The sequence below is a fragment of the Pseudomonas sp. REST10 genome, assembly GCF_029542605.1.
Classification (GTDB): Bacteria; Pseudomonadota; Gammaproteobacteria; order Pseudomonadales; family Pseudomonadaceae; genus Aquipseudomonas; species Aquipseudomonas khazarica.
Genome location: NZ_CP035677.1, coordinates 3,641,818 through 3,659,968, shown reverse-complemented (window position 1 = coordinate 3,659,968; position 18,151 = coordinate 3,641,818). Strand labels below are relative to the sequence as shown.

16 protein-coding genes are annotated in these 18,151 nt (G+C 63.4%); all 16 read left to right on the top strand.

The features are described from left to right. The first annotated feature begins 12 nt into the window (after positions 1-12). The 16 genes from rpsB (at position 13) to dnaE (ending at position 18,104) form a co-directional block, all read left to right on the top strand. The gene (rpsB, locus tag EWH21_RS17250) at positions 13-753 is read left to right on the top strand and encodes a 30S ribosomal protein S2 (protein WP_024308911.1); all 741 of its coding nucleotides are present in this window, start codon (positions 13-15) and stop codon (positions 751-753) included. 129 nt (positions 754-882) lie between these two features. Further along, positions 883-1,746, top strand: a complete 864-nt coding sequence (gene tsf / locus EWH21_RS17245; RefSeq protein WP_037053740.1) for a translation elongation factor Ts — start codon at positions 883-885, stop codon at positions 1,744-1,746. A gap of 182 nt (positions 1,747-1,928) precedes the next feature. Then, positions 1,929-2,672, top strand: a complete 744-nt coding sequence (gene pyrH / locus EWH21_RS17240; RefSeq protein WP_037053743.1) for a UMP kinase — start codon at positions 1,929-1,931, stop codon at positions 2,670-2,672. Further along, positions 2,669-3,226, top strand: coding sequence for a ribosome recycling factor (frr, locus tag EWH21_RS17235; protein ID WP_037053747.1), 558 nt, complete (start codon positions 2,669-2,671; stop codon positions 3,224-3,226). Before pyrH ends, frr begins: the two co-directional genes overlap by 4 nt. Positions 3,227-3,243: 17 nt before the next feature. Continuing rightward, on the top strand, positions 3,244-3,987 hold the full coding sequence (uppS, locus tag EWH21_RS17230) for a polyprenyl diphosphate synthase (RefSeq protein ID WP_277698915.1): 744 nt from the start codon (positions 3,244-3,246) through the stop codon (positions 3,985-3,987). Continuing rightward, entirely contained in the window at positions 3,987-4,802 is an 816-nt protein-coding gene (locus EWH21_RS17225; protein ID WP_277698914.1) for a phosphatidate cytidylyltransferase, read from the top strand. The genes uppS and EWH21_RS17225 overlap by 1 nt, the downstream gene beginning before the upstream one ends. Next, positions 4,799-5,983, top strand: coding sequence for a 1-deoxy-D-xylulose-5-phosphate reductoisomerase (ispC, locus tag EWH21_RS17220; RefSeq protein WP_277698913.1), 1,185 nt, complete (start codon positions 4,799-4,801; stop codon positions 5,981-5,983). Before EWH21_RS17225 ends, ispC begins: the two co-directional genes overlap by 4 nt. A gap of 63 nt (positions 5,984-6,046) precedes the next feature. Continuing rightward, on the top strand, positions 6,047-7,399 hold the full coding sequence (gene rseP, locus EWH21_RS17215) for a sigma E protease regulator RseP (RefSeq protein ID WP_277698912.1): 1,353 nt from the start codon (positions 6,047-6,049) through the stop codon (positions 7,397-7,399). Between the two features lie 87 nt (positions 7,400-7,486). After that, a complete protein-coding gene (gene bamA / locus EWH21_RS17210; protein ID WP_277698911.1) occupies positions 7,487-9,847 on the top strand; it encodes an outer membrane protein assembly factor BamA in 2,361 nt (786 codons plus the stop codon). 43 nt (positions 9,848-9,890) lie between these two features. Beyond that, positions 9,891-10,394: an OmpH family outer membrane protein gene (locus EWH21_RS17205; RefSeq protein WP_037053771.1), complete on the top strand. Its 504-nt coding sequence runs from the start codon at positions 9,891-9,893 to the stop codon at positions 10,392-10,394. Further along, the gene (gene lpxD, locus EWH21_RS17200) at positions 10,391-11,452 is read left to right on the top strand and encodes a UDP-3-O-(3-hydroxymyristoyl)glucosamine N-acyltransferase (protein WP_150605826.1); all 1,062 of its coding nucleotides are present in this window, start codon (positions 10,391-10,393) and stop codon (positions 11,450-11,452) included. Before EWH21_RS17205 ends, lpxD begins: the two co-directional genes overlap by 4 nt. A gap of 49 nt (positions 11,453-11,501) precedes the next feature. Then, complete coding sequence (gene fabZ, locus EWH21_RS17195) at positions 11,502-11,942, top strand: 3-hydroxyacyl-ACP dehydratase FabZ (RefSeq protein ID WP_017363778.1); 441 nt, start codon at positions 11,502-11,504, stop codon at positions 11,940-11,942. After that, on the top strand, positions 11,939-12,715 hold the full coding sequence (gene lpxA, locus EWH21_RS17190) for an acyl-ACP--UDP-N-acetylglucosamine O-acyltransferase (RefSeq protein WP_277698910.1): 777 nt from the start codon (positions 11,939-11,941) through the stop codon (positions 12,713-12,715). The genes fabZ and lpxA overlap by 4 nt, the downstream gene beginning before the upstream one ends. Positions 12,716-12,720: 5 nt before the next feature. Then, positions 12,721-13,854 carry a lipid-A-disaccharide synthase gene (lpxB, locus tag EWH21_RS17185; protein WP_037053782.1) on the top strand — a complete coding sequence of 378 codons (1,134 nt, stop codon included), beginning with the start codon at positions 12,721-12,723 and terminating at the stop codon, positions 13,852-13,854. Further along, positions 13,854-14,453, top strand: a complete 600-nt coding sequence (gene rnhB, locus EWH21_RS17180) for a ribonuclease HII (RefSeq protein ID WP_134677473.1) — start codon at positions 13,854-13,856, stop codon at positions 14,451-14,453. Before lpxB ends, rnhB begins: the two co-directional genes overlap by 1 nt. 120 nt (positions 14,454-14,573) lie before the next feature. Continuing rightward, positions 14,574-18,104, top strand: coding sequence for a DNA polymerase III subunit alpha (gene dnaE, locus EWH21_RS17175; RefSeq protein WP_179554633.1), 3,531 nt, complete (start codon positions 14,574-14,576; stop codon positions 18,102-18,104). Positions 18,105-18,151 lie beyond the last annotated feature (47 nt).

Genomic DNA, 18,151 nt, shown 5'->3' with positions numbered 1-18,151 from the left:
CAAGGAACTATCATGTCCCAAGTCAACATGCGCGATATGCTGAAGGCCGGTGTGCACTTCGGCCACCAGACCCGTTACTGGAACCCGAAAATGGGCAAGTACATTTTCGGCGCGCGTAACAAGATTCACATCATCAACCTCGAAAAAACCCTGCCGATGTTCAACGACGCGCTGTCGTTCGTTGAAAAGCTGGCTGCTGGCAAGAACAAGATTCTGTTCGTTGGCACCAAGCGTTCCGCTGGCAAGATCGTTCGCGAAGAAGCTGCTCGTTGCGGCTCGCCGTTCGTCGATCACCGCTGGCTGGGCGGCATGCTGACCAACTACAAGACCATCCGTGCTTCGATCAAGCGCCTGCGTGAGCTGGAAACCCAGTCCCAGGACGGCACCTTCGCCAAGCTGACCAAGAAAGAAGCCCTGATGCGTTCCCGTGATCTGGAAAAACTGGATCGCAGCCTGGGTGGTATCAAGGACATGGGCGGTCTGCCGGACGCTCTGTTCGTGATCGACGTCGATCACGAGCGCATCGCCATCACCGAAGCCAACAAGCTGGGCATTCCGGTCATCGGCGTTGTCGATACCAACAGCAGCCCGGAAGGCGTTGACTACATCATCCCGGGTAACGACGACGCCATTCGCGCCATCCAGCTGTACATGGGTGCCATGGCCGACGCCGTGATCCGTGGTCGCAGCAACGCTGGCGGCGCAACCGAAGAGTTCGTCGAAGAAGCGGCTGCCGAGAGCGCCGAAGGCTAAGCGGTAACGCAAAGCATCTAGCGTTATGCGCTGTGCAAGAAGGGGGCTAGGCCCCCTTTTTGCCACTCAAAGATTTGATCGCCTGCCTGGCAGGTGAATGGTTGAAGACCTACCGAGAGGATTTTCAAGATGGCAGAAATTACTGCAGCCCTGGTTAAAGAACTGCGCGAGCGTACCGGCCAAGGCATGATGGAGTGCAAGAAGGCGCTGGTTGCCGCTGGTGGCGATATCGAGAAGGCCATTGACGACATGCGCGCTTCCGGTGCCATCAAGGCTGCCAAGAAGGCTGGCAACATCGCCGCCGAAGGTTCCATCGCCGTTCGCGTCGAAGGCGGCCGTGGCCTGATCATCGAAGTCAACTCGCAGACCGACTTCCTGGCTCTGCAGGACGACTTCAAGGCCTTCGTCAAGGACAGCCTGGACGAAGCCTTCGCACAGAACCTGACTGAAGCCGCTCCGCTGATCGCTTCCCGCGAATCCGCTCGTGAAGCGCTGGTCGCCAAGTGCGGCGAGAACGTCAACATCCGTCGTCTGACCGCTGTCTCCGGTGACACCGTTGGTGCCTACCTGCACGGCCACCGCATCGGTGTTCTGGTTGTCCTGAAAGGCGGCAACGACGAACTGGCCAAGCACGTTGCCATGCACGTTGCTGCTTCCAACCCGGCCGTCGTTTCGCCGGACCAGGTTTCCGAAGAGCTGGTTGCCAAGGAAAAGGAAATCTTCCTGCAGCTGAACGCCGAGAAAATCGCCGGCAAGCCGGAGAACATCGTCGAGAACATGGTCAAAGGCCGTATCGCCAAGTTCCTGGCCGAAGCCAGCCTGGTCGAGCAAGCCTTCATCATGGACCCGGAAGTCAAGGTCGGTGACCTGGTGAAGAAAGCCGGTGCTGAAGTCGTTTCCTTCGTACGTTACGAAGTGGGCGAAGGCATCGAGAAGGCCGAGACCGACTTCGCTGCCGAAGTTGCCGCCCAGGTTGCTGCCAGCAAGCAGTAATCAGCGGTTTCGGTGAGTGCCCCAAAGAGGCTGCCCGCTTGCGCGTGCGGCCTCTTTGCCGACTAGGGGGCAGCAAAGTAGTAGGGTTGCCGTGAAAGGTGACCATCGACGCCCTGGGGGTGTCGGACAATTGCAGCCCCGTGCTGCATACAGCATTCAAATCGCCGCAGGAGAGACTTGCAATGGCTCAGCAGACGACTGGTCGCCAACCTCGTTACAAACGCATTCTGCTCAAACTTAGCGGCGAAGCCCTGATGGGCTCGGAAGACTTCGGCATCGATCCCAAGGTGCTCGATCGCATGGCGCTGGAAGTCGGCCAGCTGGTCGGCATCGGCGTGCAGGTCGGCCTGGTGATCGGTGGCGGCAACCTGTTCCGCGGCGCCGCACTGTCCGCAGCCGGCATGGACCGGGTCACCGGTGACCACATGGGCATGCTGGCCACGGTGATGAACGCGCTGGCCATGCGCGACGCGCTGGAGCGCTCGAACATCCCGGCCATCGTCATGTCGGCCATTTCCATGGTCGGCGTCACCGACCACTACGACCGCCGCAAGGCCATGCGCCACCTCAAGACCGGTGAAGTGGTGATCTTCGCTGCCGGTACCGGCAACCCGTTCTTCACCACCGACTCCGCCGCCTGCCTGCGCGCCATCGAGATCGATGCCGACGTGGTGCTGAAGGCGACCAAGGTGGATGGCGTGTACACTGCCGACCCGTTCAAGGACCCGCATGCCGAGAAATTCGAGCGTCTGACCTATGACGAAGTGCTCGATCGCAAGCTGGGCGTCATGGACCTGACGGCCATCTGCCTGTGCCGCGATCACGCCATGCCGCTGCGTGTCTTCAACATGAACAAACCAGGTGCCCTGCTCAATGTGGTGGTGGGCGGCGCCGAAGGAACCCTGATCGAGGAGGAAGCACAATGATCAACGACATCAAGAAAGACGCCCAGGAGCGTATGAGCAAGTCCCTGGATGCGCTGGGTCGCAACCTGGCTTCCATTCGTACCGGCCGTGCCCACCCGAGCATTCTCGATAGCGTCAAGGTGCCGGCCTGGGGTAGCGACATGCCGCTGAACCAGGTGGCCGCGATCACCGTCGAGGACGCCCGTACCCTGAAGATCGTCGCGCACGACAAGAACCTTGGCGCCGCCATCGAGAAGGCCATCCTGACCTCCGACCTCGGCCTGAACCCGAGCAGTGCCGGTACCACCATTCGCGTGCCGATGCCGGCCCTGACCGAAGAGACCCGCAAGGGTTACACCAAGCAGGCGCGTGGTGTGGCGGAAGATGCCAAGGTTGCCGTGCGCAACGTGCGTCGCGATGCCCTGGCCGAGCTGAAGAAGCTGTCCAAGGCCAAGGAAATCAGCGAAGACGAAGAGCGTCGCGCCGCTGACGAGCTGCAGAAGATCACCGACAAGTTCGTCGCTGACATCGACAAGGCCCTGGAGGTCAAGGAAGCGGACCTGATGGCCGTTTGACGGCTGAGCGCCCTGACATGGACAAGAACAAGCAGGCGGTGCCGCGGCATGTCGCCATCATCATGGACGGCAACAACCGCTGGGCGAAGAAACGCCTGTTGCCGGGAGTGGCAGGGCACAAGGCCGGAGTCGACGCGGTTCGCGCGGTGATCGAGGTCTGTGCCGAGTCGGGTGTCGAGGTGCTCACCCTGTTCGCCTTCTCCAGTGAGAACTGGCAGCGCCCGGCCGAAGAGGTCGGCGCGCTGATGGAGCTGTTCCTCGGTGCGCTGCGCCGCGAGGCCCGGCGTCTGCAGGACAACGACATCAGCCTGCGCATCATCGGTGATCGCTCGCGCTTTCATCCCGAGTTGCAGGCGGCGATGCGCGAGGCCGAACTGCAGACGGCGGGCAGTCGTCGTTTCATCCTGCAGATCGCTGCCAACTATGGCGGCCAGTGGGACATCGCCCAGGCTGCCCAGCGCCTGGCGCGAGAGGTGCAAGCCGGCCACCTGCAGCCCGAGGACATCACCCCCGAGCTGCTGCAGGGCTGCCTGGCCACCGGCGATCTGCCGTTGCCCGATCTGTGTATCCGCACCGGTGGCGAGCATCGCATCAGCAATTTCCTCCTCTGGCAGCTGGCCTACAGCGAGCTGTACTTCTCCGACCTGTACTGGCCGGATTTCAAGCACGAGGCCATGCGCAAGGCGCTGGCCGATTTCGCCAACCGCCAGCGTCGCTTCGGCAAGACCAGCGAGCAGGTAGAGGCTGAGGCGCGTTCCTGATGCTCAAACAACGAATCATCACGGCACTGGTGCTGTTGCCCATTGCCCTGGGCGGATTCTTCCTGCTCGACGGCGCTGCCTTCGCATTGTTCATCGGCGTGGTCGTCTCCCTGGGCGCCTGGGAGTGGGCGCGTCTGGCTGGTCTTGAGGCGCAGGCGCAGCGGGTGGGCTATGCCGTCGTGGTCGCGGCGTTGCTTGGCGTGCTGTACCTGACGCCGGTCGTGGCCCCCTGGCTGCTGGTGGTGGCCGTGCTCTGGTGGCTGGCCGCGACCTTCCTGGTGCTGACGTACCCCTACAGCAGTCGCTTCTGGGGTGACGTACCCCGGCGCCTGCTGATCGGCCTGCTGATCCTGCTGCCGGCCTGGCAGGGGCTGGTGCTGCTCAAGCAGTGGCCGCAGGCCAACGGGCTGATCATCGCGGTGATGGTGCTGGTGTGGGGGGCGGATATCGGTGCCTATTTCTCCGGCAAGGCCTTCGGCAAGCGCAAGCTGGCACCCAAGGTCAGCCCGGGCAAGAGTTGGGAAGGGGTGTATGGCGGTCTGGCCGCCAGCCTGCTGATCACCCTGCTGGTCGGGCTTCAGCAGGGCTGGTCATTCAAGGGGCTGGTGCTGGCCCTGGTCGGCGCCGCCTTGGTGGTGTTCATTTCGGTGATCGGCGACCTGACCGAGAGCATGTTCAAGCGCCAGTCCGGGATCAAGGACAGCAGTAACCTGCTGCCTGGGCATGGTGGCGTGCTCGATCGCATCGACAGCCTCACGGCGGCCATTCCATTGTTCGCCGCGCTGCTCTGGCTGGCAGGGTGGGGCGCGCTGTGAGTGCAGTGCAGCGCATCACGGTGCTCGGCGCCACCGGGTCGATCGGGCTGAGCACGCTGGACGTGATCGCGCGTCACCCCGAGCGCTACAGGGTCTTTGCCCTCAGCGGCTTCTCGCGCCTGGCGGAGTTGCGGGTACTGTGCCTCAAGCATCGTCCGCGCTACGCCGTGGTGCCCGATGCCCAGGCTGCGCGTACCCTGCAGGGCAGCCTGCAGGCCGACGGGCTGGATACCCAGGTGCTGTGTGGCGAGGAGGGGCTGTGCGCCGTCGCCGCGGATGCCGAGGTCGACTGCGTGATGGCGGCGATCGTCGGGGCGGCGGGCCTGCGTCCGACGCTGGCGGCCGTGCAGGCCGGCAAGAAGGTGTTGCTGGCCAACAAGGAGGCGCTGGTGATGTCCGGCGCCCTGTTCATGCAGGCGGTCAGGAGCAGCGGTGCCGTGCTGCTGCCGATCGACAGCGAACACAATGCGATTTTCCAGTGCCTGCCCGGTGACTATGCCCGGGGCCTGCAGCAGGTGGGGGTTCGCCGCGTCCTGCTGACCGCATCTGGCGGGCCGTTCCGTGAAACGCCGCTGGCGGCGCTGGAACACGTGACCCCCGAGCAGGCCTGCGCTCACCCGAACTGGTCCATGGGGCGCAAGATCTCCGTCGACTCGGCGAGCATGATGAACAAGGGCCTGGAGCTGATCGAGGCGTGCTGGCTGTTCGATGCGCGCCCCGAGCAGATCGAGGTGGTGATCCATCGGCAGAGCGTGATTCATTCGCTGGTCGATTACGTCGATGGCTCGGTGCTGGCCCAGCTGGGCAATCCGGACATGCGCACGCCGATCGCGCATGCGCTGGCCTGGCCGGAGCGCATCGACTCGGGCGTGTCGCCGCTGGACCTGTTCACGGTCGGTCGCCTCGATTTCGAGCGCCCCGACGAGCAGCGTTTCCCTTGCCTGCGCCTTGCCCGCGAGGCCGTGCAGGCCGGCGGCAGTGCGCCGGCGATGCTCAATGCCGCCAATGAGGTGGCCGTCGAGGCCTTCCTGCAGGGGCGCATACGTTTCATCGATATCGCGCGTATGATTGAGTCCGTGTTGAACGCGCAACCGGTGCAGACTGTCGAAGCGCTCGACGCGGTATTCGAGGCCGACGCGCAAGCGCGCGCGCTGGCTGGAGAATGGCTTGCCGGTCATTGAGCGAGCCTGTGTTGACCCGACGTGCGCCAGGCCATGAACGGCGCGTAGGGCTGGAGAAGTGAAATGAGTGGGCTGTACATGCTGGTTGGCACCCTGGTCGCGCTGGGTGTGCTGGTGACCTTCCATGAGTTCGGGCATTTCTGGGTGGCCCGTCGCTGTGGGGTCAAGGTGCTGCGTTTCTCCGTCGGCTTCGGCACGCCGCTGCTGCGCTGGCATGACCGTCAGGGCACCGAATTCGTGGTGGCCGCCATTCCCCTGGGCGGCTACGTGAAGATGCTCGACGAGCGCGAGGGCAGCGTGCCGGACGAGCAGCTCGACCAGGCATTCAACCGCAAGAGCGTGGGTCAGCGCATCGCCATCGTGGCGGCCGGGCCGGTGGCCAACTTCCTGCTGGCACTGCTGTTCTTCTGGTTCGTCGCCATGCTCGGCAGTCAGCAGGTGCGCCCGGTCATTGGCGCGGTGCAGCCCGACAGCCTGGCGGAAACGGCCGGCCTGCAGGCCGGACAGGAAATCGTCGCGGTCAATGGCGAGGCCACCACGGGCTGGGCGGCAGTCAACCTGCAGCTGGTTCGACGCCTGGGGGAGAGCGGTACCCTGAATCTGCGCGTGCTCGAACCCGGTTCCACCGTGGAGACTGCCAAGCAAGTGCCGCTGGACAACTGGCTGCGCGGTGTCGATGAGCCGGACCCGATCGGCTCGCTCGGCATTCGCCCCTGGCGCCCGGTGCTCGAGCCGGTTCTGGCCGAGATCGATTCCAAAGGGCCGGCCTATGCTGCCGGCCTGAAGCCGGGCGACCGCCTGCTGGCGCTCGACGGCGAGCCGCTGGCCGACTGGCAGGACCTGGTCGATCGCGTGCGCAAGCTTCCCGGCGCCGACGTGACCCTGCGCTACGAGCGCGCCGGTCAGGCGCAGGACGTGCGCCTGGCCCTGGCGGCGCGGGGCGAGGGTGAGGCGCGCAGCGGCTACTTGGGGGCTGGCGTGCAGGGTGTCGAATGGCCGCCGGAAATGCTGCGCGAGGTGCGCTACGGGCCGCTCGAAGGCGTTGCCGAAGGTGTCCGCCAGACCTGGGCGATGAGCCTGCTGACCCTTGATTCGCTGAAGAAAATGCTCTTCGGAGAGCTCTCGGTAAAAAACTTGAGCGGGCCGATAACCATTGCTAAAGTGGCGGGCGCTTCGGCTGAGTCAGGGCTGGGGGATTTCCTGAAATTCCTTGCATATCTGAGTATTAGCCTGGGGGTTCTCAATCTTTTGCCCATTCCCGTACTGGATGGTGGGCATCTGCTGTTCTATCTGGTCGAGTGGGTGCGTGGTCGCCCCTTGTCCGAGCGGGTTCAGGGTTGGGGGATGCAGATCGGCATCAGTCTGGTCATCGGGGTCATGTTGTTGGCGTTGGTCAACGATCTCAGCCGTCTGTAAGCATTGCTGGATTGCGTTCTTGAGATTTACAAGAAGTGTCGCCTCGAGCGGCAGCTTTTATCGTCAGTTGGAATAAGAAAGGACTTCATGAAACGTCTGCTGCTACCTGCGGTACTGTCCGCATTGATGATCGCCGAAGTTCACGCCGAGTCCTTCACCATCTCCGATATACGCGTCAACGGTCTGCAGCGGGTCTCCGCCGGCAGCGTGTTCGGCGCGCTGCCGTTGAACGTGGGCGAGCAGGTCGACGACCGCCAGTTGGTCGACGCCACCCGTTCCCTGTTCCGTACCGGCTTCTTCCAGGACATCCAGCTCGGTCGCGATGGCGATGTGCTGGTCGTCACCGTGGTCGAGCGTCCTTCCATCTCCGGCATCGAGATCGAGGGCAACAAGGCCATCACCACCGAAGACCTGCTCAAGGGCCTGAACCAGTCCGGCCTGGCGGAAGGCGAGATCTTCCAGCGCGCGACCCTCGAAGGCGTGCGTAACGAACTGCAGCGTCAGTACGTGGCCCAGGGCCGCTACTCGGCCGAGATCGAGGCCGAAGTGATTCCGCAGCCGCGTAACCGCGTGGCGCTGAAGATCACCATCAACGAAGGTACCGTTGCGGCGATCTCCCACATCAACGTGGTCGGCAACACCGTCTTCTCCGACGAAGACCTGAGCGACCTGTTCGAGCTGAAGACCACCAACTGGCTGTCGTTCTTCAAGAACGACGACAAGTACGCCCGCGAGAAACTCTCCGGTGACCTCGAGCGCCTGCGCTCGTACTACCTGGACCGCGGCTACATCAACATGGACATCAGCTCCACCCAGGTATCCATCACCCCGGACAAGAAGCACGTCTACATCACCGTCAACGTCGAAGAGGGCGAGAAGTACAGCGTCCGCGACGTGAAGCTGTCCGGTGACCTCAAGGTGCCGGAAGAGGACGTGCGTGCGCTGCTGCTGGTCAAGGAAGGTCAGGTCTTCTCGCGCAAGATCATGACCACCACCAGCGAGCTGATCACCCGCCGCCTGGGCAACGAGGGCTACACCTTCGCCAACGTCAACGGCGTGCCGGAAGCGCATGACGAAGACAACAGCGTCTCGATCACCTTCTTCGTCGATCCGGGCAAGCGCGCCTACGTCAACCGCATCAACTTCCGTGGCAACACCAAGTCCGAGGACGAAGTGCTGCGCCGCGAGATGCGCCAGATGGAAGGTGGCTGGGCCTCGACCTACCTGATCGATCAATCCAAGGTGCGCCTGGAGCGCCTCGGCTTCTTCAAGGAAGTCAACGTCGAAACGCCGCAGGTACCGGGCACCGACGACCAGATCGACGTCAACTACAGCGTCGAGGAACAGCCTTCCGGCTCGATCACCGCCAGCGTCGGTTTCGCCCAGAACGCCGGTCTGATCCTGGGTGGCTCGATCAGCCAGAACAACTTCCTGGGTACCGGTAACAAGGTCAGCATCGGCCTGACCCGCAGCGAATACCAGACCCGCTACAGCTTCGGCTTCGTTGACCCCTACTGGACCGTCGACGGCGTCAGCCTGGGTTACAACGCCTTCTACCGCACCACCGACTACGATGAGCTCGATGTCGACGTGTCCAGCTACTCGGTGGACAGCCTGGGTGCAGGCGTCAACATCGGCTACCCGATCAGCGAGACGTCGCGCCTGACCTACGGCCTGACCATGCAGCAGGACAGCATCGACACCGGTCGTTACACCGTCGACGAGATCTTCGACTTCATCGACGCCGAGGGCGACAACTACCTGAACTTCAAGGGCTCCATCGGCTGGTCCGAGTCGACCCTCAACCGTGGCGTGCTGGCCAACCGTGGTCATTCGCAGAGCCTGGTGCTGGAAACCACCCTGCCGGGCAGCGACCTGTCGTTCTACAAGCTCGACTATCGCGGCCAGGTGTTCACGCCGCTCAGTGACAACTACACGCTGCGCTTCCATACCCAGCTGGGTTATGGCGACAGCTATGGCAGCACGGCGGAACTGCCGTTCTACGAGCACTACTACGCCGGTGGCTTCAACTCGGTACGTGGTTTCGAGGATAGCAGCCTGGGCCCGCGCAGCACGCCGAGTACCGGTACCAAGCCCGGCACGCTGGCCGATCCGGACCAGGATCCGCTGCCGTTCGGTGGTAACGTGCTGGTGCAAGGTGGCGTGGAGATGCTGTTCCCGCTGCCGTTCGTCAAGGACCAGCGTTCGCTGCGTACCTCGCTGTTCTGGGACGTGGGTAACGTGTTCGACACCAATTGCTCGTCGAGCCAGAAGAAGATCAGCGACAGCTGCGATATCGACTTCAGCAACCTGGCCAGCTCCGTGGGTGTCGGCGTGACCTGGATCACCGCGCTCGGTCCGCTGAGCTTCAGCCTGGCCATGCCGATCAAGAAGCCGGATGATGCCGATACTCAGGTGTTCCAGTTCTCCCTGGGTCAAACCTTCTAATCTGTTTCACCGAAAGCCAACAGTTTTGTTGCAGGAGTGCATTGTGCGTAAGTTGACTCAACTGGTTCTGTTCACCGCCGCCCTGATCGCCACTCCGGCGTTCGCTGAAATGAAGGTGGCCGTACTGAACTATCAGATGGCGCTGCTCGAGTCGGATGCGGCCAAGCGTTACGCCGTCGATGCCGAGAAGAAGTTCGGCCCGCAGTTGAACAAGCTCAAGACCCTGGAAAGCGACGCCAAGCGCATCCAGGACCGCATGGTCAAGGAAGGCGAGAAGATGCAGCAGGCCGAGCGCGAGCGTCTCGAGCTCGAGTTCAAGCAGAAGGCCCGTGATTTCCAGTTCCAGTCCAAGGAACTGAACGAAGCCAAGGCCATTGCCGATCGCGAGATGCTGGCCAAGCTCAAACCGAACCTGGACAAGGCGGTCGAAGAAGTCATCAAGAAAGGCAACTTCGACCTGGTTCTCGAGCGCGGTGCGGTGATCGATGTCAAACCTCAGTACGACATCACTCGCCAGGTCATCGAGCGCATGAATCAGATGCGTTGAGCATGGCCGTGACAGTTACCCTCGGCCAGTTGGCCGAGCGCCTGGGCGCCACCCTGCGTGGCGCCGAAGGCAAGGTCATCTCGGGCCTGGCCACCTTGCAGGAGGCCGGGCCCGAACAGTTGAGCTTCCTGGCCAACGCCCAGTACCGCAAGTTCCTGGCCGAGAGCCAGGCCGGCGCGGTGCTGCTGACGGCTGCCGATGCGGAAGGCTACGCGGGTGACGCGCTGATCGTCGCCAACCCCTATCTCGCCTACGCCCAGCTGTCCCATCTGTTCGATCGCAAGCCCGTGGCAGCGGCCGGCGTGCATGCCACTGCCCAGGTTGCAGCGGATGCGCAGGTCGATCCGAGTGCCAGTATCGGGGCCTTTGCCGTGATCGAAAGTGGCGCGCGTATCGGCGCGGACGTCAGCATCGGCGCGCATTGCGTGGTCGGTGCGCGCAGCGTGATCGGTGACGGTGGCTGGCTGGCACCGCGCGTGACGCTGTACCACGACGTGCGGATCGGCAAGCGCGTGGTGATTCAGTCCGGGGCGGTGATCGGTGGCGAAGGCTTCGGTTTCGCCAACGAGAAGGGCGTGTGGCAGAAGATCGCGCAGATCGGTGGGGTGACCATCGGCGATGACGTCGAGATCGGCGCCAACACCACCGTGGACCGTGGCGCGCTGTCCGATACCCTGATCGGCAACGGCGTGAAGCTGGATAACCAGATCATGATCGCGCACAACGTGCAGATCGGCGACAACACCGCGATGGCGGGCTGTTGCGGGATTTCCGGCAGCACCAAGATCGGTCGCAACTGCATGATCGCGGGTGGTGTCGGCATGGTGGGTCATATCGAGGTGTGCGACAACGTGTTCGTCACCGGTATGACCATGGTGACGCGTTCGATCACCGAAGCGGGTGCCTATTCTTCCGGAACCGCCATGCAACCGGCAGGCGAGTGGAAGAAGAGTGCGGCACGCATTCGTCAGTTGGACGAGATGGCCAAGCGTCTGCGAGAGCTGGAAAAGCAGCTGGCCGCCGTGACCCAGACGGCGAATGTCTCATCTGATGCCTGAGCATGGCGTGCTGCCGTGCTCTTTTCTTTTCTTACAGGCTTAACCGGACATGATGGACATCAACGAAATTCGTGAATATTTGCCGCACCGCTATCCTTTCCTGCTGGTGGATCGTGTGGTGGACCTGGACGTCGAAGGCAAGACTGTTCGCGCCTACAAGAATGTCAGCATCAATGAGCCGTTCTTCAATGGCCACTTCCCCGAGCATCCGATCATGCCGGGCGTGCTGATCATCGAGGCCATGGCCCAGGCTGCCGGGATTCTCGGCTTCAAGATGATGGGCGTGAAACCGGCCGATGGCACCCTGTACTACTTCGTCGGCTCCGACAAGCTGCGTTTCCGCTCTCCCGTCACGCCGGGCGATCAGCTGGTACTGGAAGCCAAGTACCTGAGCGACCGTCGCAGCATCTGGAAATTCGAGTGCCGCGCCACTGTCGATGGCAAGGAAGTCTGCTCCGCTGAAATCATCTGTGCGGAACGCAAGCTATGAGTTCGATTGACCCTCGCGCGATCATCGACCCCAGTGCCAGGTTGGCCGACGACGTCGTCGTCGGCCCCTGGAGCATTGTCGGGCCCGATGTGGAAATCGGCGAGGGGAGCGTGATCGGTCCGCACGTGGTGCTCAAGGGACCGACCGTGATTGGCAAGCACAACCGCATCTACCAGTTTTCCTCGGTTGGCGAAGATACCCCCGATCTGAAGTACAAGGGCGAGCCCACGCGCCTGGTGATCGGTGATCACAACGTGATTCGCGAAGGCGTCACCATTCACCGTGGCACCGTGCAGGACCGCAGCGAAACCACCATCGGTGACCATAACCTGATCATGGCCTATGCCCATATCGGTCATGACAGCGTCATCGGCAATCATTGCATCCTGGTCAACAACACCGCGCTGGCGGGGCATGTATGGGTCGACGACTGGGCGATTCTGTCCGGTTACACCCTGGTGCATCAGTTCTGTCGCATTGGCGCGCACAGCTTTTCCGGCATGGGTACCGCCATCGGCAAGGACGTGCCGGCGTTCGTCACCGTATTCGGCAACCCGGCCGAAGCGCGCAGCATGAATTTCGAAGGCATGCGCCGTCGTGGCTTCTCCGCCGAAGCCATCTCCGCGCTGCGCAAGGGTTACAAGCTGGTCTACCGCCAGGGCCTGACCGTCGAGCAGGCGCTCGCCGAGTTGACCGAGTCCGCGGCCCAGTTCCCGGAAGTCGCGATATTCCGCGACTCCATTCAGGCGTCCACACGCGGCATCACTCGCTGAATCCCATGACTAGACCTCTTCGCGTCGCACTGGTCGCCGGTGAGGCGTCCGGCGATATTCTCGGAGCGGGCCTGATGCAGGCCATCAAGTTGCGCCACCCGGACGTCGAGTTCATCGGCGTGGGCGGTGCACGCATGGAAGCCGAGGGCCTGACATCCTATTTCCCGATGGAACGCCTGGCCGTGATGGGGCTGGTCGAGGTGCTCGGTCGCCTGTTCGAGCTGCTGGGGCGTCGACGCCAGCTGGCACGCGACCTCATCGCGGCGCAGCCTGATGTGTTCATCGGCATCGATGCACCGGATTTCAACCTGGGCCTGGAGCTCAAGCTGCGCCGCGCCGGGATCAGGACCGTGCACTACGTCAGCCCGTCGGTGTGGGCCTGGCGGCAGAAGCGCGTGTTGAAGATCCGTGAAGCCTGCGATCTGATGCTGACCCTGTTTCCGTTCGAGGCGCAGTTCTACGATGCGCATCAGGTGCCGGTGCGCTTCGTCGGTCACCCCCTGGCCGATGCCATACCGCAGCACGCCGACCGCGCAGCGGCACGCGACGCGCTGGATCTGCCGCATGACGAGGCCGTCGTCGCGCTGATGCCAGGCAGTCGGGGCGGCGAAGTGGCGCGTCTTGGCGAACTCTTTCTCGACGCGGCGATTCGTCTGCGTGCGCTGCGCCCTGGCATCCGTTTTCTGCTGCCATGCGCCACCCCGGAGCGCCGTGAGCAGCTCGAGCAGATGCTGGCCGGGCGCGACCTGCCGCTGACCCTGCTCGATGGTCGCTCGCACGAGGTGCTGGCCGCCTGCGACGCGGTGCTGATCGCTTCCGGCACGGCGACCCTGGAGGCCCTGCTGTACAAGCGGCCGATGGTGGTGGCCTATCGTGTGGCGCCGATGACCTATCGCATTCTCAAGCGCCTGGTGAAAAGCCCCTATATCTCGCTGCCCAACCTGCTGGCCGAGCGTCTGCTGGTGCCCGAGCTGATCCAGGATGCGGCGACCGCCGAGGCGTTGGCGCAGACCGTGGCGCCATTGATCGATGGCGGTCAGGTGCAGACCGAGGGGTTCGATGTGATCCACCGTGCACTGCGGCGCGATGCTTCGGTGTCGGCAGCCGATGCGGTGCTCAAGCTTGCAGGGCGCGGCTGATGCAGCTGGGCCTGGACTTTACCCTGGTCGAGGAACTGGTCGCCGGCGTCGATGAAGTCGGCCGTGGCCCGCTCTGCGGCGCGGTGGTGACGGCGGCGGTGATTCTCGATCCGGCCCGTCCGATCCTGGGCCTGAACGATTCGAAGAAGCTCACCGAGGCCCGCCGCGAGGCACTGTTCGACGAGATCCGCGAGAAGGCCCTGGCCTGGTGCATCGCCCGTGCCGAGGTGGAAGAGATCGACCGCCTGAATATCCTGCATGCCACCATGCTGGCCATGCAGCGTGCCGTGGAAGGCTTGGCGGTGACGCCGAAGCTGGCGCTGATCGATGGCAATCGCTGCCCGAAACTGGCCGTGCCCAGCGCCCCGGTGGTCAAGGGGGACAGTCGGGTGCCGGCGATCGCCGCTGCCTCGATCCTGGCCAAGGTCAGCCGTGATCGCGAGATGCTCGAGATGGATCGTCTCTACCCCGGCTATGGCATCGCCGGGCACAAGGGCTATCCCACGCCGGTGCATCTCGAGGCGCTCAAGCGCCTGGGGCCGACGCCCATCCACCGGCGCTCCTTCGCTCCGGTCCGCGCCTTGCTGGAGTCCGTGTAGGCGCAGCAGCGTAGCCCGGATGCAATCCGGGGCATGGGCGACGAGCTTGCAGCTTGCAGCTTGCAGCGCACTCTTGCTGCTACAATCCGCGCTTTGTCGTTTTCACCTGCAAGGCCGCCCATGACCCAAGCTTTCGTCCATCTGCGTCTGCACACCGAATATTCCCTGGTCGATGGCCTGGTGCGGGTCAAACCGCTGATCAAGGCCGTTGCCGGGGGCGGTATGCCGGCAGTGGCAGTCACCGACATGAGCAACATGTGCTCGCTGGTGAAGTTCTACAAGACCGCCATGGGCGCTGGGGTCAAGCCGATCTGCGGTGCCGACATCTGGATGGCCAGCGCCGAGGAAGATGGCCCGCTGACCCGTCTGACCCTGCTGGCGATGAACGCCAAGGGCTATCGCAATCTAACCGAGCTGATCTCGCGGGGCTGGTCCGAAGGGCAGAGCAACGATCTGGTGATCATCCAGCGCGACTGGGTCAAGGCCGCTGCCGATGGGCTCATCGCCCTGTCTGGCGCGCGCGAGGGCGAGGTCGGCATGGCCTTGCTGGCTGGTGACGAGGCCCAGGCCGAGGCGCGCCTGCGCGAGTGGATGCAGGTGTTCCCGGAGCGCTTCTACCTGGAAGTGCAGCGCACCAGCCGTGTCGGTGACGAAGAGTACCTGCACGCGGCGGTGGCGCTGGCCGATCGCGTCGAGGCGCCGCTGGTGGCCACCAACGACGTGCGTTTCATCAAGCAGGACGACTTCGAGGCCCACGAAACCCGCGTCTGCATCGGCGAAGGCCGCACCCTGGACGATCCGCGCCGGCCACGGCACTACTCCGACCAGCAGTACCTGAAGAGTCCCGCTGAAATGTGGGAACTGTTCTCCGACTTGCCCGAGGCGCTGGAAAACACCGTCGAGATCGCCAAGCGCTGCAACATCGAGGTACAGCTCGGCAAGTACTTCCTGCCGGACTTCCCCACGCCGGGCGGCATGGGCATCGACGACTACCTGCGGCATGCGTCCTTCGAGGGCCTGGAAGAGCGCCTCGAGGTGCTGCTGCCCAAGGACACGCCGGACTACGAGGCGAAGAAGCAGGTCTACATCGACCGCCTCAACTTTGAGCTCGACATCATCATCCAGATGGGTTTCCCCGGTTACTTCCTCATCGTGATGGACTTCATCCAGTGGGCGAAGAACAACGGCGTGCCGGTCGGTCCGGGCCGTGGTTCGGGTGCGGGCTCCCTGGTGGCATACGTGCTGAAGATCACCGACCTCGACCCGCTGGCCTATGACCTGCTGTTCGAACGTTTCCTCAACCCCGAGCGGATCTCCATGCCCGACTTCGACGTCGACTTCTGCATGGATGGCCGTGACCGGGTGATCGACTACGTGGCCGAGAAGTACGGGCGCAACGCGGTGAGCCAGATCATCACCTTCGGTTCCATGGCGGCCAAGGCGGTGGTGCGCGACGTCGCGCGCGCTCAGGGCAAGTCCTACGGCCTGGCCGATCGTCTGTCGAAGATGATCCCCTTCGAAGTGGGCATGACCCTGGAGAAGGCCTACGAGATGGAGGAGCCGCTGCGCGACTTCCTCAAGAACGACGAGGAAGCCCAGGAAATCTGGGACATGTCGCTCAAGCTCGAGGGTGTGGTGCGTGGTACCGGCAAGCACGCCGGGGGGGTGGTCATCGCGCCGACCAAGCTCACCGACTTCTCGCCGATCGCCTGTGACGAGGAGGGCGGCGGCCTGGTGACCCAGTTCGACAAGGACGACGTCGAGCAGGCCGGCCTGGTCAAGTTCGACTTCCTCGGCCTGCGTACCCTGACCATCATCAAGTGGGCGATGGAAACCATCCATCGCGTGCAGAAGCGCGACGGTGCCTCCGACGAGGAACTGGTCAACATCGACTTCATCCCGCTGGACGACAAGAAAACCTACGACATGCTGCAGAAGGCGGAGACCACTGCGGTCTTCCAGCTCGAATCGCGCGGCATGAAGGAGCTGATCAAGAAGCTCAAGCCCGACTGCCTGGAAGACATGATCGCACTGGTGGCGCTGTTCCGCCCGGGGCCGCTGCAGTCCGGCATGGTGGACGACTTCATCAACCGCAAGCACGGCCGTGCCGAGCTGTCCTATCCGCACCCCGACTACCAGTACGCAGGCCTGGAGCCGGTGCTCAAGCCGACCTACGGCATCATCCTGTACCAGGAACAGGTGATGCAGATCGCCCAGGTCATGGGTGGCTATACCCTGGGTCAGGCGGACATGCTGCGCCGCGCCATGGGCAAGAAGAAGCCCGAGGAGATGGCCAAGCAGCGCGGCGGCTTCATCGAAGGTTGTGCCAACAACAACATCGACGCGGAACTGGCCGGTAACATCTTCGACCTGGTGGAAAAGTTCGCCGGTTACGGCTTCAACAAATCGCACTCCGCAGCCTATGGCCTGGTCTCCTACCAGACCGCCTGGCTCAAGGCGCACTATCCGGCGCCGTTCATGGCGGCGGTGCTCTCGGCGGATATGCACAACACCGACAAGGTGGTGATCCTGGTGGAAGAGTGCCGCAACATGAAGTTGCGCATCGACCCGCCGGATGTGAACGTCTCCGAGTTCAAGTTCACCGTCAACGACGACGGTCGCATCGTCTATGGCCTGGGTGCGGTGAAGGGCGTCGGCGAGGGGCCGGTGGAGGCCATCGTCGAATGCCGCAGCGAAGGCGGGCCGTTCAAGGACCTGTTCGACTTCTGCAATCGCGTCGACCTCAAACGCATCAACAAGCGCACCCTGGAGGCGCTGATCCGCAGTGGCGCCCTGGATCGTCTCGGCCCTTACTACCAGGACGAGCTCAAGGCCTACCAGGCCAGCGTCGACAAGAACCGTGCCGTGCTGCTGGCCTCCATGGAGGAGGCGGTGCAGTCAGCCGAGCAGACCGCACGCAGCGCCGAGAGTGGTCACATGGACCTGTTCGGCGGCCTGTTCGGCGAGCCCGAAGCGGACATGTACGCCAACCACCGCAAGGCGCGCGAGCTACCGATCAAGGAGCGTCTCAAGGGTGAGAAGGACACCCTGGGCATCTACCTGTCCGGTCACCCCATCGATGAGTACGAGGGCGAGATTCGCCGCTTCGCCCGTCAGCGCATCGTCGAGCTGAAGCCGGCCCGTGATACCCAGACCATCGCCGGGATGATCGTCAACCTGCGGGTGATGAAGAACAAGAAGGGCGACAAGATGGGCTTCATCACCCTCGACGACCGCTCCGGGCGCATCGAGGCCTCGCTGTTCGCCGATGCCTTCGCCAGCAACCAGGCGCTGCTGCAGAACGATGCACTGGTGGTGGTCGAGGGCGAGGTCAGCAACGACGATTTCTCCGGTGGCCTGCGCCTGCGCGCCAAGCGCGTGATGAGCCTGGAGGAGGCGCGCACCGGCCTGGCCGACAGCCTGCGCCTGAAGGTCGCCAGTGCCGCGTTGAAGGGCGATCGCCTGCGCTGGCTGGCGGAACTGTGCAGCAAGCACAAGGGCGCCTGCCCGGTCACGCTGGACTACAGTGGTGAAGAGGCACGCGCCTTGCTTCAGTTCGGCGACGCCTGGCGAATCGACCCGGCTGACACTTTGATTCAGGCATTGCGTGACCAGTTCGGGCGCGACAACGTCTTTTTGCACTACCGCTGATTGCGAGAGGGGAAATTCCCCCTGGCATCGGCAAAGGCACCTGCGGG

Bases quoted from the DNA above. Each gene is read 5' to 3' on its own strand.
- rpsB (WP_024308911.1), top strand. From the start codon at position 13: ATGTCCCAAGTCAACATGCGCGATATGCTGAAGGCCGGTGTGCACTTC.
- tsf (WP_037053740.1), top strand. From the start codon at position 883: ATGGCAGAAATTACTGCAGCCCTGGTTAAAGAACTGCGCGAGCGTACC.
- pyrH (WP_037053743.1), top strand. From the start codon at position 1,929: ATGGCTCAGCAGACGACTGGTCGCCAACCTCGTTACAAACGCATTCTG.
- frr (WP_037053747.1), top strand. From the start codon at position 2,669: ATGATCAACGACATCAAGAAAGACGCCCAGGAGCGTATGAGCAAGTCC.
- uppS (WP_277698915.1), top strand. From the start codon at position 3,244: ATGGACAAGAACAAGCAGGCGGTGCCGCGGCATGTCGCCATCATCATG.
- EWH21_RS17225 (WP_277698914.1), top strand. From the start codon at position 3,987: ATGCTCAAACAACGAATCATCACGGCACTGGTGCTGTTGCCCATTGCC.
- rseP (WP_277698912.1), top strand. From the start codon at position 6,047: ATGAGTGGGCTGTACATGCTGGTTGGCACCCTGGTCGCGCTGGGTGTG.
- bamA (WP_277698911.1), top strand. From the start codon at position 7,487: ATGAAACGTCTGCTGCTACCTGCGGTACTGTCCGCATTGATGATCGCC.
- fabZ (WP_017363778.1), top strand. From the start codon at position 11,502: ATGATGGACATCAACGAAATTCGTGAATATTTGCCGCACCGCTATCCT.
- lpxA (WP_277698910.1), top strand. From the start codon at position 11,939: ATGAGTTCGATTGACCCTCGCGCGATCATCGACCCCAGTGCCAGGTTG.
- lpxB (WP_037053782.1), top strand. From the start codon at position 12,721: ATGACTAGACCTCTTCGCGTCGCACTGGTCGCCGGTGAGGCGTCCGGC.
- rnhB (WP_134677473.1), top strand. From the start codon at position 13,854: ATGCAGCTGGGCCTGGACTTTACCCTGGTCGAGGAACTGGTCGCCGGC.
- dnaE (WP_179554633.1), top strand. From the start codon at position 14,574: ATGACCCAAGCTTTCGTCCATCTGCGTCTGCACACCGAATATTCCCTG.